General features: G+C 63.9%; 15 protein-coding genes. 8 read left to right on the top strand and 7 right to left on the bottom strand.

From position 1 onward, the window contains the following. The first annotated feature begins 191 nt into the window (after positions 1-191). The gene (locus tag CVV68_RS09575) at positions 192-1,718 is read left to right on the top strand and encodes a stealth family protein (RefSeq protein WP_245933441.1); all 1,527 of its coding nucleotides are present in this window, start codon (positions 192-194) and stop codon (positions 1,716-1,718) included. A 47-nt stretch (positions 1,719-1,765) separates the two neighbouring features. On the opposite strand, the gene CVV68_RS09570 is transcribed toward CVV68_RS09575, so the two are convergent. Further along, complete coding sequence (locus tag CVV68_RS09570) at positions 1,766-2,707, bottom strand: phosphodiesterase (RefSeq protein WP_110500780.1); 942 nt, start codon at positions 2,705-2,707, stop codon at positions 1,766-1,768. Positions 2,708-3,058: 351 nt separating this feature from the next. Continuing rightward, the gene (locus CVV68_RS23455) at positions 3,059-3,208 is read right to left on the bottom strand and encodes a hypothetical protein (protein WP_170133138.1); all 150 of its coding nucleotides are present in this window, start codon (positions 3,206-3,208) and stop codon (positions 3,059-3,061) included. A gap of 348 nt (positions 3,209-3,556) precedes the next feature. On the opposite strand from CVV68_RS23455, the gene CVV68_RS09560 reads away from it, so the two are divergent. Beyond that, positions 3,557-3,967 carry a VOC family protein gene (locus tag CVV68_RS09560; protein WP_110500778.1) on the top strand — a complete coding sequence of 137 codons (411 nt, stop codon included), beginning with the start codon at positions 3,557-3,559 and terminating at the stop codon, positions 3,965-3,967. A 134-nt stretch (positions 3,968-4,101) separates the two neighbouring features. Here the strand turns inward: CVV68_RS09560 and CVV68_RS09555 are convergent, their stop codons facing one another. The 3 genes from CVV68_RS09555 to CVV68_RS09540 form a co-directional block, all read right to left on the bottom strand. Continuing rightward, entirely contained in the window at positions 4,102-4,470 is a 369-nt protein-coding gene (locus CVV68_RS09555; protein ID WP_110500777.1) for a VOC family protein, read from the bottom strand. A 189-nt stretch (positions 4,471-4,659) separates the two neighbouring features. Then, complete coding sequence (locus CVV68_RS09550; RefSeq protein ID WP_110500776.1) at positions 4,660-5,100, bottom strand: acyl-CoA thioesterase; 441 nt, start codon at positions 5,098-5,100, stop codon at positions 4,660-4,662. 262 nt (positions 5,101-5,362) lie between these two features. Next, positions 5,363-6,292, bottom strand: a complete 930-nt coding sequence (locus tag CVV68_RS09540) for a LysR family transcriptional regulator (RefSeq protein ID WP_110500774.1) — start codon at positions 6,290-6,292, stop codon at positions 5,363-5,365. A 286-nt stretch (positions 6,293-6,578) separates the two neighbouring features. Here CVV68_RS09540 and CVV68_RS09535 point away from each other — a divergent pair, with 286 nt between their 5' ends. From CVV68_RS09535 to CVV68_RS09525, 3 genes are all read left to right on the top strand, one after another. After that, positions 6,579-7,607, top strand: coding sequence for a YeiH family protein (locus tag CVV68_RS09535; RefSeq protein ID WP_110500819.1), 1,029 nt, complete (start codon positions 6,579-6,581; stop codon positions 7,605-7,607). Between the two features lie 11 nt (positions 7,608-7,618). Further along, entirely contained in the window at positions 7,619-7,912 is a 294-nt protein-coding gene (locus tag CVV68_RS23150) for a hypothetical protein (protein WP_146238863.1), read from the top strand. A 575-nt stretch (positions 7,913-8,487) separates the two neighbouring features. Further along, the gene (locus CVV68_RS09525) at positions 8,488-8,694 is read left to right on the top strand and encodes a hypothetical protein (RefSeq protein ID WP_110500772.1); all 207 of its coding nucleotides are present in this window, start codon (positions 8,488-8,490) and stop codon (positions 8,692-8,694) included. 863 nt (positions 8,695-9,557) lie between these two features. Here CVV68_RS09525 and CVV68_RS09520 read toward each other — a convergent pair. Both CVV68_RS09520 and CVV68_RS09515 read right to left on the bottom strand, forming a co-directional pair. After that, entirely contained in the window at positions 9,558-10,940 is a 1,383-nt protein-coding gene (locus CVV68_RS09520) for an aspartate aminotransferase family protein (RefSeq protein ID WP_110500771.1), read from the bottom strand. 40 nt (positions 10,941-10,980) lie between these two features. Beyond that, positions 10,981-12,468, bottom strand: a complete 1,488-nt coding sequence (locus tag CVV68_RS09515; protein ID WP_110500770.1) for a CoA-acylating methylmalonate-semialdehyde dehydrogenase — start codon at positions 12,466-12,468, stop codon at positions 10,981-10,983. Positions 12,469-12,591: 123 nt separating this feature from the next. On the opposite strand from CVV68_RS09515, the gene CVV68_RS09510 reads away from it, so the two are divergent. From CVV68_RS09510 to CVV68_RS09500, 3 genes are all read left to right on the top strand, one after another. After that, positions 12,592-14,235, top strand: coding sequence for a PucR family transcriptional regulator (locus CVV68_RS09510; protein ID WP_110500769.1), 1,644 nt, complete (start codon positions 12,592-12,594; stop codon positions 14,233-14,235). Between the two features lie 16 nt (positions 14,236-14,251). Further along, positions 14,252-15,169, top strand: a complete 918-nt coding sequence (locus CVV68_RS09505; RefSeq protein ID WP_110500768.1) for a LysR family transcriptional regulator — start codon at positions 14,252-14,254, stop codon at positions 15,167-15,169. Positions 15,170-15,367: 198 nt separating this feature from the next. Further along, positions 15,368-16,708, top strand: coding sequence for an MFS transporter (locus CVV68_RS09500; RefSeq protein WP_110500767.1), 1,341 nt, complete (start codon positions 15,368-15,370; stop codon positions 16,706-16,708). Positions 16,709-16,735: the final 27 nt, after the last annotated feature.

Below are 16,735 nucleotides of genomic sequence, written 5' to 3'. Positions count from 1 at the left end.
TGGCGACCGGCCCCGGACCCGCACCTCATTTTGGTGCCCCCCGTGCCGCGCACGGACTATTATTCAAGGAGACCCCTACTTTTTCCTGGCACCGCCTTTTTCGACACAGCATTGGAGCCCCCATTACAGACGTAACCGCCGCGCATGATGTCTACTATGGCAATCCCGCGACCGACGATGACATTGACCTCGTGGAGGAAACCCCGCCGTCCGCCGCCGCCCGCTTCAAGGACAGGTCCGACGTCGTCCGTCACCGCGGCAGGTACGTGCTGGTCAACCGCGACCGCACACCGAACGAGGCCATGGTCGAAGACCTGTTGTTCGTCCGCGGAGCCCTCGAGGCTGCCGGGCTGAACTACCTGCTGGTGCGCGGAAACGACGAACGCCCGGTGATCTCGGTCGACTGGAACGACCGGGCCGCGCTGCGGAAGGCACTTGTTGAGGCGTGCGCCAACGAACCGTTTTATGCGATGACCGTGGATGCCCGGAAGAAGTCCGCGTTGCTGGTGGCCGACGGGACGTTGGCCAGGAACCGCAAGTCCCGGATTCTGCGTCTCTATAGGCCTCGGTGGGAACCCGACGGCGGGCTGGGCTACGGTGCGTCGCTGGGGGTCCAGATTGAGCTGTGGAGCTTTGAGGGCGAGGAATTGGTGCTGCCCGTCGAGAACTCACTGACCCGCCGGACGCTGCTGGCCCAGGACGCCGTCCGCGGCACCGTGGAAAGGTACGGGCTCCTCTGGCCGACCATTGAGAACATGTTCGCCGACCACGCCTCCGACATCGGCTTCGACATTGACCTGGTCTTCTCCTGGGTCGACGGCAGCTCACCCGAATACATTGCCGCCAGGCGCGCCCGGATGAAGGACGTGGTGGTGGGCGAGGGTGACGATCATGAGGCCCGGTTCCGGCAGATCGACGAGCTCAAGTACGCGCTGCGCTCCGTCTACACCTTTGCGCCGTGGATTCGGCGCGTCTTCATCGCCACGGACTCCCCCACGCCCTCCTGGCTGGCGGAGCACCCGTCGGTGACCGTGGTCCGCAGTGAGGAGTTCTTCGCCGACCCGTCGGTGCTGCCCACTCACAATTCGCAGGCCGTGGAGTGCCAGCTGCACCACATTGAGGGCCTGTCGGAACATTTCCTGTACTCCAATGACGACATGTTCTTCGGCCGTCCCGTCAGCCCGGACATGTTCTTCACGCCCGGGGGGATCACGAAGTTCATCGAAGCGGAGACCAGGATCGGCCTGGGCGGGAACGACGCCGAGCGCAGCGGCTTTGAGAACGCGGCCCGGGTGAACAGGAAGCTTCTGTGGGACCGGTTTGGGCGCATCACCACCCGGCACCTGGAGCATGCGGCCGCGCCGCTGCGCCGCAGTGTCATGGCGGAGATGGAGCGCGAGTTCCCCGCGGAGTTCAGGGCCACCGCGGCCAGTACCTTTCGCGCGGCGGAGAACATTTCCGTCACCAACTCGCTCTACCACTACTACGGGCTGCTCACGGGCCGGGCCGCCATCCAAACCGGCGCCAAGGTCCGGTACATCGACACGACGGCGCGGGCGGGCTTGAACTACCTGCCCAAACTGCTCGTCAAACGCAATGCGGACTTCTTCTGCCTCAACGATGGCAGCTTCCCCGAGGTCCCCGCCGCGGAACGCGCCGAATTGGTGACGGACTTCCTGCAGAAGTACTTCCCGATCACGGCGCCCTGGGAAAAGTAGCCCGTCCGCTGCCGCGGGGCACTGTCGGCTCACAGCGGGGGTGGGGTTTAGCGTGGCGCCAGCCCGCGCCGTCGTGCCTGGACCGGGATGCCCGTGGTGCGCGGGGCGTGGTCGGGGATGCGCACCCCGGCCGCGTCGAGGCGGGCCTGGGTCTCCTCGGCACTGACCTGCTCGCCGACGGTCGGGCCGGCGCCCAGCGGAACGGTTGAGTGGACAATGGTGTGCTCGTACACGTGGACCAGGTTGAAGGCCTGCCCGCCATCGCGGCCTCGGGTGCCACCCACCGGGACATTCAGGTCCTGCGTGTAACACGTGGCCGAGGCGACGGACACCGGGATCCCAGCGAACATGGCAGTGGTCGAGTAGTGCAGGTGGCCAGCCAGAATGGTGCGGACATCCGAGCCACGCAACACGGCTGCCAGCTCGGACTGCCGGCGCAGCTCGACCAGCACGGACAGGTCCAGCACGCTGGGCACCGGCGGGTGGTGGAGTGCCAGGATGGTGCCGTCCGGCGCGGGAGTGGCGAGTTCCCCGGCCAGCCACTCCAGCTGTTCCGCACCGAGCTCGCCGTGGTGGAAGCCCGGCACCGACGTGTCCAAGGTGATGACCCGCAGCCCGTTCAGGAAGTGGGTGTGGTCTACGGGCGCGCCGTCCGCTGGTTCCCCCAGCAGGCCTGCGCGGAAGTTTCCGCGATGGTCGTGGTTCCCCATGGCCCAGATCACTTCCGCACCCAGGTCCTTGCAGGCCGGCTCCACGATCCGGCGCAGCTTGGCGTACGCCTCGGGCTCCCCCTTGTCGGTCAGGTCGCCGGTAAAGATGACCGCCTCCGGCCGGGCGCCCGACGCCGCGATCCCGGCGAAGATTTGGCGCAGCCGCTCCTCACTGTCCACAGCACCGTAAAGGGGGCCCGGGCCGCCCAGCAGGTGGGTGTCGCTCAGGTGAAGCAGGAAGTGGCGCGGCCGGGGATGCTCGGCCTCGATGTAGTCCATGACTGCCTTAATGGTCGGGTGGATGCGGCGGGTGCCGTGTCCCTCTCATGTACCTCCATCCAACCACCGCCCGGGTGAACTGCAGGCCAACACACGCGACAATTTGCAAAAACGTCTGTGGTTCCCCATCCCTGCATCCTGCCGGCCCGCCGCTCCCGGGCCGCCAACGCCGTCTGTTGGGCGCTATGGATGCGAAGCGCCGACGCAAGACGCGGTAGTGAAACCACTGGGATATGACGGTCACCTGTGGAATTCCCGCCAGGTGTCAGCGTTTGCGAGGATCAGCCCCGGTCCGGCAGGCCAAAGGTTCTCACGGGTCCTCGTTGGTGGGAGAAGCCTGATGTCCGTGATTCAGGAGTTGAGGTTGGCCTCTTCAGCCTCCGCTTGCTGCTCGTTCGCCGCGGCCCAAATGGAAAGAAGCCGCAGCCCCTTCTCCGTCACGGACCCCGGCTCGGCCCCGTACACGATGAGGGACTGTCCGACATTCGCCGGCAGATCCATGTGATTATGGCGGTTCGCGGGAGTCCCTGTTGATCAGGGTACTGGCAGTCCCTGTCCGCTGTTTCGGCACTGCCGTGGCGCCAAACCTAGGTGGCTGCCGCGGAGCGGTCCGTCGAGGCGGATGCGACTTCATTGACCATGCGAAGCCCGTTAAGGGTGCGGGGTAGCCGGTATCGGGGAAAGGGAGGGTTAGGGTGTCGATCAGCACTTCGGCGTTGTTGTCGACTGCCCCGGCATGTAAAGCTCGATCCCCGCTCGGCGAACTCCTGAATTGTCGATTGTCCAGGGCGGGCGCGAAACGGTTTTTGATGCCCCCGCGTCTATTGAGCCCAGGTCCCTAGTGAAGGCATCAAGCGCTCACCAATAATCGTCAGCCTGCCCATTGCCGATCGCCGCAAATCCTTCGCCTTCTACACCACAGGACTTGGTTTACACCCCGTGGGCGAGCCTGCCGACGACGGCGTGCCGGAGCCGTTGCAGTTCCGTCTCAATGACGGACTCCGACTCATGCTCATTCCGACAGGAGGCTTTGGGTGGGTCGTGGGGAACCGCATGGTTGCACAAAGCAGCCATAGTGAGTGCTTCATCAGCATCACAGCCGGCAGCGAATCAGGCGTGGATGAACTGGTCCTGAAGGCACAGCAGGCGGGCGGCGCGATGGTCACCGAACCCACGCAACAGCCCTGGGGTCATGCAGGCGCCTTCACCGATCCGGACGGTCATGTCTGGCAGGTAACAGCGGGGTCACCACCGGACTGAGCCAGGGGTTCGATGACTGGTCCTCGCCGTCTCGACGCTTTGGGTTCGCTTGGAAAGCTCCGGTGACATATCGCCTTCGCGGATGGTCCCCACAGGGAATTGCTTCGGCCTCGGGCACTTTCTCCTAAGTATGGTTAGCCGGAAATTTGTTGCAGGGCCCAGGAATTACCGTCGGGATCGCTAAAGTACGCATACCGGACGCCTCCACCCATGTCGCTGACGTCAGACACGTCAACCCCGTTCCCGAGCAGTGTGCGGCGGACGGCATCAAGGTCCTCCACCACAAGATGCAGCCCATGCACGGGTGCTGCGTGGGGATCGCTGATCCCCACGCCAATCACGACGGAACAAGCTGATCCCGGCGGCGTCAGCTGGACAACACGCATGCCGTTACCCGGCTCAACATCGTGATCGAGGATGAAACCTACCTGATCAAGGTAGAAAGCCTTGCTTCGGTCCACATCGGTCGAGGGTAGGGGGACCAATTCCAATCGCATGTCCAAAGTGACTCCTTCTTCCCGCGCGGTTCGCGCAATCATGGCAGGCCGGCGACCTGCGTAGCTGCCATGTTACGCAGTATCGAGTGAGCCGGTGCATGTGAATTCCGCCGGCGCCCCCAGGCATTCGCCGGCCGCCCACAACGAGGGCAGACTTCACCCGCATTTTTGGAGATTCGGCCCGCTGGTCCGAGGCTACGTCGCGATGGCGCCGAGGTGCTGGTGCTGGTGCTGGTGCGGAACGCGATCACGGTCGTAGGTAATGGTCGTGTAGCCGTGCGGAGCCGGCAGACCATCCTTGCCCAGGTTCACGAAGACGATCTTCTCAATGGTCAGGATTGACTGGCGGGTGAACATGTTCCGCACCTCGGCACGCATGGTCAGCGAGGTGCGGCCAAAGTGGGTTGCCGTCAACCCCATTTCGATGAGGTCGCCCTGTGCTGCGGAGGAGACGAAGTTGATCTCCGACATGTACTTCGTGACCGCATTTCCATTGCCAAGCTGGACAATGGCGTAGATCGCTGCTTCTTCATCGATCCAGCGCAGCAGGCTGCCGCCGAAGAGCGTGCCGTTGGCGTTGAGGTCTTCAGGGCGGACCCACTTGCGGGTATGGAAGGTGATGTCGCCGGTAGTCATGGCTCGATCCTAACGGAGGGGCGCTGCCGGACTGACACGGCCGGGCCTTCGTCGGGGCTGTGCCGCCGTCGTCTTCGTAGTGCGTGGCGTTTGCCAGATCGCGCCCGGTGATGTGGCCAAATGTCAGGGCGGGGCCAGGGTTGATACCGTCTGTCGGGTAATGCCCGCCCATGTCCGGGGTCAGGTCGATCTCTGCGGCGTAGAGCCCCTTGATGGACTGGCCTGCGTCGTGGAGTCCGCCCAATGCCCGTGTGAGGTCAGATCACGAAGCCGGCGCGGTTTTCAGTGCGATGTCGAGGAGGCGTCCAGCGGCGCCCACAGGTCGGCGGACCCCGAACCAGATGCACCGCAGGTCGCGTTCGAGGCGCGGACCGGTGATGGGGACCTGGAGCAACCGCCCAGCCCTGAGTGCTCCTTGTACGGTCAGGTTGCTTAGCACGGCCGGACCGAGTCCAGCCATGACGCTCAAGCAAATCGCGGAATTGCTGTTCAGTTCGGCGATGGGCCGGGCCCTTTCGGTCCCTATTGTCGCGTCCAGAGCCGCGCGGGTGCCCGATCCATCCTCGCGCTCAATTAGCGGCGTGGATGCCAGAACCTCATGGGTGAGCGGCTCGGTGCGTGCTGCCCATGGATGCTCAGGGGAGACCACAACGGTGAGATGGTCGGTCATGATGCGGATGCTGTGAACGTCACCGGGGACGTCAGGGGTTTCGATGAACCCGAGGGCCAGCTCCCCTGAGCGCACCCCCTCGATGACGCGGCGGGAATTGTTGATGCGCAGAGTGGTTTGGACGTCCTTGCATTCGTGCCGGAATGTGCTGAGCCAGCCTGGCACGAGATACTCCGCTACGGTCATACTGGCACCCACCACCAATTCAGTGTCCGCCGGTGAGGCCAACGCCGCAGCACCAGCCGCAAACCTGTCGGTCGCGTCGAGGATCTCTCGTGCCCATTCAACGGTAAGCACTCCTTCGGTGGTCAGTTGCGATCCCCGGGTGGAGCGGTTTAGCAGTGGGTAACCGAGGCGCCGTTCCAATGTCGCCATTGCCCGGCTGGAGTTGGACTGGGCCATGCCGATCATGCGGGCGCCTGCACTAACGCTGCCGGCGTCAGCAATTGCCACGAGCAGGCGCACGGCCGAGAGTTCCAGCCATTTATGGGCTGGCAGCCTTGCCGGGGAGTCGTCGACCATATCAGCATCATATGCCCCAATGGTGGAATCCCGGCTACTGCGTGATTGTCGGCCGTGACATGGTCAAAGTATGGAACCGCACCAAGCCTTCCGGCGCAGAGATGAACGCTTCCGGACCAGTTCCAATGGGCTGCGTAGTTCCTGCCGACGCCAGCCCACTAAGCACCCGCACACCCGATGCCTTGAATTTTCCCGTCGCCGTTCTTCAAATTTCTGCGATTTGATACATCCCGGGCCCACCGCAACGTAAGGAGCATGAGAAATGGATTCACAGTCGATACCCGTGATGAACCGTCCTTCAAAATTTCGCACCAACAAGCCACGATTCGGCACAGCATGGGTTCCCGGTGCACTCTTCGCTTCGGCGGTGGCGCTCATGGCGTGGCTAGTGCATGTAATTATCCCCTTCATACCGCTACTCACTGCGGCTGTAATGATAGGAATCATATGTACGCAACTGCCCTTCGCGAGGGCGTCGATCACTGGCGTCCTGGCCCCTGGACTTAAGCTCGTCTCGCGTCGATTCATGCGGATCGGCATCGTCCTGCTGGGTTTCCAGCTCAGTCTTGCGGACGTAGGGCGGCTGGGCTGGAAACCAATCGTCGGTGTCATTGTTGTCCTGGTATTGACCTTCATCGCAACCCTTTGGATCGGCAAACTGTTCCGCCTTCCGGGGCATGAGCCATTGCTGATCGCCACGGGATTCTCCATCTGTGGAGCATCCGCCATTGGGGCAATGAGCGGGGTAATTAAGGCGAAAGACGAGGAAACAGCCACCCCGGTAGCGCTCGTCACCCTATGCGGTACGCTGGCAATCGCAGTCTTGCCGATGCTGTGGCACCCGCTCAACCTTGATGCCATTGCCTACGGCAAATGGGTCGGAGCAAGTGTGCATGATGTCGGCCAGGTAGTAGCGACAGCGCAAGTTGCGGGCAGTGCAGCCCTGGCCGTGGCTGTCGTGGTAAAGCTAACGCGAGTCATTGCCCTAGCACCCATGGTGGCGATCGCGTCAGCGGTGGTCAGAAGGAACAGCGGCGGCGCACTCGATGCAGGGAATCGACCACCCCTAGTGCCGCTATTCGTTGCCGGGTTCATCGCTGCCATTCTGATCCGCAGCTTTGCGTCCGTCCCCGTTCCGCTTCTCGAAGCAATATCGACAGTGCAAACTGGTCTCCTGGCAATCGCCCTTGTCGGCCTGGGGACCGCAGTCCGACTGGTCGAGCTCGTTCTTACCGGGTGGCGGGCTCTGATTGTCGCGCTTCTGTCGTGGACGATCATCGCGGTACTCGCCTACTTCGCTGTAGTGATTACCTAACCGGATTTTGCGTGATGCTCGGACCATGCGACAGGTCCGATCCTGTTGTTGCGCTTTTGGCCGCGCCAGGTCTCTCACTGACCACCGCAACCGATATCCCCCACGGTAGCGACCACGACCCGGAACGACGCGATTTCGCTGCAGCTCTTTCGGCCCTCCCTGCCAAGAGAGATTTTAAATTCGCCATCAAAATGCTCGCCGACTATGCCGGCACATCACTGAAAGCAGGGATGCCGCTACTCCAACGAAGCCCAAAACTCAAAGATGCACAATGGGCTGCGACACTGGCGGGAATCACCATCTAAACGGCCCACCACCTCGACCAAACCGCCCCGACTTGGACGAAACGCATCAAACCCCTCAAAGAGGCATGGATGCCTGCCGAGTCCTCCCTGCCGCCATCGCTCTGTCTAAAGTTGCTGGTGCCACCACTTGGATAAACCAAGTAGAACCCGCCCTCCGAGCCACTCGAGTAACCGGAAGACGAGTACCCACCACTCGTGCCAACTTTCAGGGATTTTCATAACCTGTTCATAGGACATTCAGCGAGGATCCAGTCATTGAATCGAAGGTCTCAGCCGTGGCACACAGGTATCCTGCACAGCTTGCAGGCACGAAAAGTCCGGACACATTCCCTGACCTGAGTGACGGCGCCGACATCATGGAACCGGACGGACAATATACAACCGTCTCGTCCCCCCGCTACGAGGCGGCACAGTTGGCCCTGAGCGAGGCATGGGAGCATCGCCCGCCTGCCTACTCATGGGAGCGTGCCGTGTTTGAATATGCAGTGATGCCCGCCGCCCGCGCGGAACTACACGCCGCATGGTTGGAAGCCGCCGAGCAATGGGGAATCGGGTCCGATTAGCCGTAACCGACAATGGACGGTGCGAAACACGCCGTCGAACTGGCGCCCAGTTGCTCGAAGGCAAAGACAGCCGAGGCAATCCCGGCACAAATAGAGACCACCGTTAGCTGGCGTGCCGGTTTCTGGGAACTCATCGACGGCAGCGCCGGTGTCCTGAGCCTCCTCATGGCACTGACACTCGTAGCCAAGCGCCGCTTCAACCAGTCCGATGAAACCTAAACGTGCGATGTAATCCCACACCACCGACACCCACCGCGGAATACGGCAGCCTCATCCAGATGAGCCCGGATCCCAGCAAAGAGAACACCAACGGCCTGATCTCTGGCTGCCATCGCCAATGAACCCAAGGACTCCCCTCACGCCGTCCCTGATCTTCTAAGACTAGATCAGTAGGCTCTTCGCGGTTGGTGGTGAAACCGGGGTTCGCGTCGTAGCAAGATAGGGGTCCATGGCCCTGCTCTGATGAGATGGATGTGTCTGGCATTCTTCCCAGGTCAATAACCTCGAGCCTTGAATCAGCCAACCCAGTTGTGCCCTTCCGCGGCCACGGCACTCTTCAGTCTCCCCAATTATCGGGTCATCTCCGTCGCCAATGACGATGACGCCGGCATCCGTGTTGTCACGATCGCCCCGGACTTCCCGCAAGCCTCCCCTGGCTGTGTCGTCCTGGCGTCCCGGGTCCATTCGCACCGAATCCAGCGGGTCCGCAACAACCTTGTCGCCGGGCATGTGTGGCTCATGTGCGCCAAGGGCCGGCTCTTCCGTGATGCGGCTGCCTGCGTCCGGAAGACGTCTGCCGAGGCGCCCCCGCAGGTGCCGCGGTTCGCCCGGTCCACCGCACATCCACCGGTCCAGAACTCAAGAGAGCCACCTGTCACGACGGAGGGTCACAGGTTTGCACAGCTTCGACAAGCCGGGAATGCAAGAGGAACGGCATCGCTTGTCTGCCGACTTTAGTGCCCATTAACGGAGGCATGGGGCACGCACATGGGCAATTGGATTTTCCCCTGCGTGATACTCGCAGGGGAAAATCCATTTGCCCATCCGGACGGTGCCGAGACCGGGGGCTTTGGAACCTCGTTCTATGCGGCGAAGCCGTCGGCGATCTCGAGGACCTCGTCGAGGATCTCCAGCCCCGCCGTGGCGTCCTCAACGCTGGTGTTGCAGGGCGGGACGACGTGGATGCGGTTGAAGTTCGCAAACGGAAGGAGCCCGCGGGACTTGCAGGCTGTGATGAGTTGGTTCATTTCCGGGCTGGAGGCACCGTAGGGGGCCAGTGGCTCGCGGGTTTCGCGGTCCTTGACGAGTTCGATCGCCCAGAAGACGCCCGTGCCCCTCACTTCGCCCACGGACTGGTGCCGCTCTGCGAATCCGCGGAGGGCGGGGCCGATGACGTCGGTGCCCAGCGCGGCCGCGTGGTCCACCATACCTTCGGTCTCCATGGCGTTGATGGTGGCAACCGCCGCTGCGGTGGCGAGCGGATGCCCGGAGTAGGTCAGGCCGCCCGGGTAGACGCGTTTGCCAAAGGTCGCGGCGATTTCCGGGCTGATGGCCACCCCGCCCAGGGGCACGTAGCCGGAGTTGACACCCTTGGCGAAAGTCATCAGGTCAGGCACAACATCGAAGTGCTCCACGGCGAACCACTTACCCGTTCGCCCAAACCCGGTCATGACCTCATCGGCAATAAAGATGATGCCGTATTTGGTGCACAGCTCGCGCACGCCCTGCATGTAGCCGGCCGGTGGGACGTAGATGCCCGCCGACCCGGGGATGCTTTCCAGAACGAGGGCCGCGATTGTGGCGGGTCCTTCGAAGCCGATGAGCTGTTCCAGGTGTTCCAGGGCGCGCTGGCTTTCTTCCTCCTCCGTCGTGGAGTGGAAGCTGGTCCTATACAGGTACGGCGGGAAGAAGTGGACAGTGCCCGTGCTGGCGGTGTCGTTGGCCCAGCGCCGGGGGTCGCCTGTCATGTTGACGGCCAGCTGCGTTCCGCCATGATAGGAGCGGTAGGCCGAGAGGACCTTCGCCCGCCCGGTGTGCAGCCGGGCCATGCGCACGGCATGCTCATTGGCGTCGGCGCCGCCGTTGGTGAAGAATATCTTGTTCAGCTCGCCCGGCGTGCGCTCGGTGATGAGGCGGGCTGCCTCTGAGCGGGCCTCGTTGACGTAGCTGGGTGCAATGGTGCACAGTTTTGCGGCCTGTGCTGTGATGGCCGCGACCACGCCCGGGTGCTGGTGGCCGATGTTTGTGTTGACCAGCTGCGAGGAGAAATCGAGGTACTTATTGCCCTCCCCGTCCCAGACCCAGGATCCCTGGGCGGCCGAGATGACCATGGGGTCCAGAAGGTCCTGGGCGGACCAGGAATGGAAAACGTGCAAGCGGTCGAGCTCGTACGCACGCCGGGCGGCTGCGGTGTCGATGTCCACGGAGGCGCCGACCTGGCGCCCGTTGTCGATGATGGAAGTCATGTCGGTTTCCTTCTTTAGTTAATCCGCAACAGCGAGGGGGTCAGGCGTTCTGGGGGAAGCCGAGATTGATGCCGCCGTGGCTGGGGTCCACCCAACGGGTGGTGACGGCCTTGCCACGGGTAAAGAAGCTGACGCCCTCGGAGCCGTGGGCGTGGGTGTCGCCGAACAGGGAGTTCTTCCATCCACCGAAGGAGTAATAGGCCATCGGGACGGGCACGGGGACGTTGATGCCCACCATGCCGACCTCGACTTCGTTCTGGAAGCGTCGGGCCGCACCGCCGTCGTTGGTGAAGACCGCGGTGCCGTTGCCGTACGGGTTGGCATTTATCATGGCGAGGGCGTCATCAAAGCTGTCGACCCGCAGCACGGAAAGGACCGGGCCGAAGATTTCGTCCTGGTAGATGGACATGTCGGGGGTGACGTTGTCGAACAGGGTGGGACCCACAAAGAAGCCGTCCCCTTCGGCGTCGGGTGCGATGGTGCGCCCGTCGACCACCAGGGTGGCCCCGGACTCCTCTCCGGCATCAACATAGCCGGCCACCTTGTCCCGGTGCGCAGAAGTGACCAAGGGACCCATGTCGCAGCCGCGCAGCCCGTCGCCGGTGCGCAGGGCATTGGCGCGGCTGGCGATCTTCGCCACCAGCTCATCGGCGATTCCGCCCACGGCCAACAGGGCGGAAATGGCCATGCACCGCTCGCCAGCGGAACCAAAGCCGGCATTGATGGCGGCGTCCGCGGCCAGGTCCAGGTCCGCGTCGGGCAGCACGATCATGTGGTTCTTCGCCCCGCCCAGCGCCTGGACGCGCTTGCCGTGGGCCGTGGCTGTTTCATAGACGTACTTGGCGATGGGGGTGGAGCCGACGAAGGAGACGGCCTTGACGTCCGGGTGGGTCAGCAGCGTGTCCACCGCCACCTTGTCGCCCTGGAGGACATTGAACACGCCGTCGGGCAGGCCGGCTTCCTTCCACAGTTCCGCCATCCAGTTCGCGGCCGTTGGGACCTTCTCGCTCGGCTTGAGGATGACCGTGTTGCCAGCCGCGATCGCCAGCGGGAAGAACCACATGGGCACCATGGCCGGAAAGTTGAAAGGGCTGATAATGGCCACCGGGCCCAGGGACTGGCGGACGGAGTGGATGTCCACTTTCGTGGACGCGTTCTCCGTGTAGCTGCCCTTCATCAGGTGTGGCATGCCGCAGGCGAACTCGACGACTTCCTGGCCGCGGCTGACTTCGCCCAGGGCGTCATCGAGAACCTTGCCGTGCTCGGAGGTGATGATCGCGGCCAGCTCGCCCTTGCGGGCGTTGAGCAGTTCCCGGAAGGCGAACAGGATCTGCGTGCGCCGGGTCAGCGACATGTCCCGCCACGCCGGGAAAGCGGCCTTGGCGGCGGCAACGGCGGCATTGCCGTCCTCCACGCTCGCCAGCGCCACCTCAGAGGTGACCTTGCCCGTGGCCGGGTTGGTCACCGGGGCCGTGCGCTCCCCTGCCGGGACATAGCTGCCGTTGATCCAGTGCTCGATGGTGTTCAATGCTTCTCCTGTGCTTGCCGGGCTCGTGCCCGCGGTGGTGATTGATCCCAGTCTCCCCGCCAGGCAACGAGTCCATAACTGGCAGAGTGTAAATACATTCCCCCTTTGATTTACACTGTGTAAATGCAGCCGACACTCCGCTCCATCCTTGGCCTGGCCGTACTGCACGACGCCGGGCCCTCCATCCTGGGCGGTACCGCCGCGCTGGACGCCCCCGTTCGCTGGGTCCACGTGAGCGAACTGCTGGATCTGACCGGACTGCTCTCCGGTGGCGAGCTGGTGCTGACCACCGGACTGGAGCTGGAGAAGGAACCCGGCCGCACGGCCTCGTACATCCGCTCGCTGGAGCAGGCAGGTGCGGCGGGTCTCATCGTGGAGCTGGCAGGGCCGCGCACCCGCAGCCTGGCGGCCCTGCGCACGGCGGCCCAACGCTCGGCGCTGCCGGTCATTGCGCTCGAACACCGGGTGCGTTTCGTGGCGATCACTGAAACCGTGCACCGGATGATCGTCTCCGAGCAACTGGAAAGGGTTGAACGCGCCCGCGACGTCCACGAAGCCTTCACACAGCTCAGCTTGGAGAGCGCAGGAACGCAGCAGGTGGTGGAGCAGGCCGCAGCTTTGATTAACGCGCCCGTCGTCCTCGAAGACCTCCAACACCTCGTGCTGGCCTACGCCGCACGGCAGGTGCCCACCACCGCGCTGCTCCACGACTGGGAACGGCGCTCCCGCACCACCCCCTCCCCGGCCCGGACTGCCCGCGCCGGCCACGAACAGTGGCTGCAGGTCCCCGTCGGCGTGCGGAGCCAGCTCTGGGGACGGCTCGTGGTCCCCATTGCCGCAGGAGATGACGAGCTGGCCGCGATGGTCCTGGAACGGGCAGCCCAGACCCTGGCCATCAACCGCCTGGCCGAAAGGGATCAACGCGAACTCACCCACCAGGCACAGGCCGGCCTGCTCAACATCCTTCGCAATCCCCGCGGACTCAGCGAGGCAGAAGCCCTGGCACGCGCCGGGTCCCTTGGACTCAAGCGCACCTCCTTCTACCTCCCCGTCGTCTTCCGCACCACACCAAACGGCAACACGACTTCCGGCGCCGCGTCCCTGGCCAAGGACCCTCTCGCGGGACAGCAGGAGGAACGCGAGCTGCTCGATTTGCTTGCCCGGGCGCTGAAATCCATGTCCGGCAGTGCACTGACGGCGAGCATCCAATCCGGCGCGGTCGGAATGGTCCTCGCGTTGCCCGCGAGACAACTCGAGGAGCCGACCCTGGACCGCCTGGCGGACACACTGGCCGCCCACGCAGGCGAGGGAACCGCCCGCTGGAGAATCGGCGTCGGCCGTCTCCGCGGAACACTCCTTGAAGCGGCGGAAGGAATCAACGAAGCCTCGCACGTCGCCGAAACAGCTACAACCCTCCGCGGGCCCGGGCGGCCGTTCTACCGCGCCACCGACGTCCGGCTCCGGGGCCTGCTGGCGCTGCTGCGCAACGATCCGCGCGTGCAGCAATTCGCCGAATCCGAGCTCGCCGGCATCCTCGACGCCGAAGCAAAGGGCCGGGGCGGGCTCCTGGACCTGCTTGGCCACTACTTGGAATCCGGCGGGAACAAGGCCGCCATGGCCCGCAACGGATACCTCAGCCGGCCCACACTCTATGCCCGGCTTGCGAAGCTGGAGGAGCTGCTCGCCGTGGACCTGGGCGACGCCGAATCCCGCACCTCCCTCCACGTGGCACTGCTTCTGCACCGTCTGCGGAGTGGGCAGCCGTAAGTGGCATCATGGAGCCATGGCCAAGCCCTTCACCCTGACCCAGCTGCGCTACTTCGCCGTCGTCGCTGAACTGGAGAACATGACCGCCGCAGCCGAACAGCTGCACGTGACGCAATCAGCACTGTCGGCCTCGCTCGCCCAGCTGGAAGCGAGCCTATCCACCCAACTCTTTGTTCGGCTCAAAACCCGCGGACTGCGGCTGACGGGCAGCGGGCGGCAGTTCGCCTTGGACATCAAGGTCTTCCTCGAACAGGCCGACTCGCTTTACGAATCCGCCCGGGGGATGGGAACATCCCTGGTGGGCGAGCTAAAGGTCGGTGTCTTCGCACCCCTGGCACCTTTCCGGCTGCCCACCATCCTGCAAACCTTCGAGACGGAGCATCCCGGCGTGGAGGTGTCCTTCATGGAGGCCGACCTGGCCGAACTCCAGTCCGCCCTGCTGGACGGCCAATGCGACACCGCCCTCATGTACGGCCTGGGCCTAGGCCGCGGCTTCACCCACCAGGTGCTTGAACGCGTGCCCCCGCACGTTCTTGTTCATGCCGGGCACCCGGCCGCGTCCCGCCCGAGCCGGCAAATCGCCTTGAAGGAGCTCGACGGCGAACCCTCCGTGGTGCTCGACCTCCCGCACAGCCGGGAGTACTACCAGCAGCTCTACGCCGCAGCAGGGGTGCGTCCCAATGTCCGCCACCGCTTTGCCGGCTACGAAACTGTACGCTCCTTTGTGGCCAAGGGCCACGGCTACGCCCTCCTGAACCAGCGGCTGCACAGCGACGTCACATATTCCGGCGGCAGGGTGGTGGCCCTGGCCTTGACGGATGATTTCCCGCCCATCGAGGTCATGCTGGTGCGCCCTGAAGGGGTGCAACCCACACGGCGGGCGCTGGCGTTCGAGGAAACCTGCGCGCAGGTGTATTGGGCGGCAAAGGACTGAGGCAGCCCCACCATCAAGCCCGCATTAGGAAAATCTATTGATCAAGTCAAAACAATCAATTGGACAGATGTGGGGCTGCTCACACACAGTTGAGGAATCTGACGAGGGGGCCCGCCAAGAGGCCCTGTTGATCAAAGGAGATTCGATGGTTCAGTTCCACTCCGGATATGCCCGCCCTGCGAAGCGGGTGGGCCGACCATGACCTTGAACGACACCACACCGGTGACGGCCACGGACGCAGCCGCGGCTGTCAAGACTCCGGTCCACAAGATGACGAGGATGCAAAGGCGTGTCCTGCTGGGCGGCAGCGTCGGCCAGTTCATTGAATTCTACGACTTCGCCCTGTATGGCCTGACTGCCGTCACCCTGTCCCATGTCTTCTTCCCGGGCGACAGCCCGCTGGCAGCCATGTTGGCCACCTTTGCCACCTTCGGCGTCGCATTTGTGGTCCGCCCCTTGGGCGGGCTCTTCTTCGGCGCACTCGGCGACAGAATCGGCCGGCGCGGCGTGCTCTCCATCACGCTCATCGGAATTGGCGGTGCTACAGCCGTGATGGGCCTGCTGCCCGGACACGCGCAGATCGGGGCCTGGGCTCCGGCACTGCTTGTGCTCTGTCGCCTTGTCCAAGGCTTCTCGGCAGGCGGCGAGTCCGTGGGTGCGCCGTCGTTCGTGTTTGAGCATGCCCCCGTCAACAAGCGCGGCTTCTGGCTCAACATCACCATTGCGGCAACGGCCCTTCCCTCCGTGGTGGCCGGCACGTTGATCCTGGTCCTGAGCCAGTCAATGAGCAACGAGTCCTTCATGGCGTGGGGTTGGCGCCTGCCGTTCCTGCTCGCACTTCCCCTGGCACTCTTCGGCGTGTGGATCCGTACCCGCACCGAGGAAAGCCGCACCTTCCAGGACGCCAAAGCCGCCAGGAACAAGGAATTCAGTCCCGTCCGCGACACCTTCCGCGAGAACAAGTTGCGGATGGTCCAGGTCATCTTCGTCATGGGCCTGACGGCCATGGGCTTCTACTTCCTTTCCGCCTACTTCGTCTCCTACGTGCAGACGACCGGCCACCTCAGCCGCGAACAATCCCTTCTCACCAATGCCGCCGCCTTGGCCCTGTATGCCGTGCTGCTCCCGTTGTTCGGCCGGCTTGGGGACCGGGTGGGCCGCAAGCCCATGCTGATCGCCGGCTCGGCAGCCATCGCCATCGTGTCCGTGCCCAGTTTCATGCTCGTCACCAGCGGCAGCCTCCCCCTGGCCCTTCTGGGCCAAGCGCTCTTCGTGCTGCCGCTGTGCATCTACGGTGGCGGCTGCTACACCTTCTTTGTCGAAATCTTCACCACCAGGACCCGCTTCACCTCCGCGGCAATCAGCTACAACTGCGCCTACGCGATCTTCGGCGGCACCGCCCCGTTCATCGGTACGGCCCTCGTCGGCACCACCGGCGTGCCGCACGCCCCGGGGGTCTACATGGCGGTGGCTGCCGCCGTCGTCTTTCTCCTGGTGGTCTTTACCAAGGTGCCCGAAACCCGCGGGCGCCTGGGCTAGAGACGCCACCAAAATTTTTCGCCACCG

This window comes from Arthrobacter livingstonensis, assembly GCF_003219815.1.
Taxonomy (GTDB): Bacteria; Actinomycetota; Actinomycetes; order Actinomycetales; family Micrococcaceae; genus Specibacter; species Specibacter livingstonensis.
The sequence above is the reverse complement of the archived record's forward strand: the minus strand, read 5'-3'. Positions and strand labels throughout refer to the sequence as shown.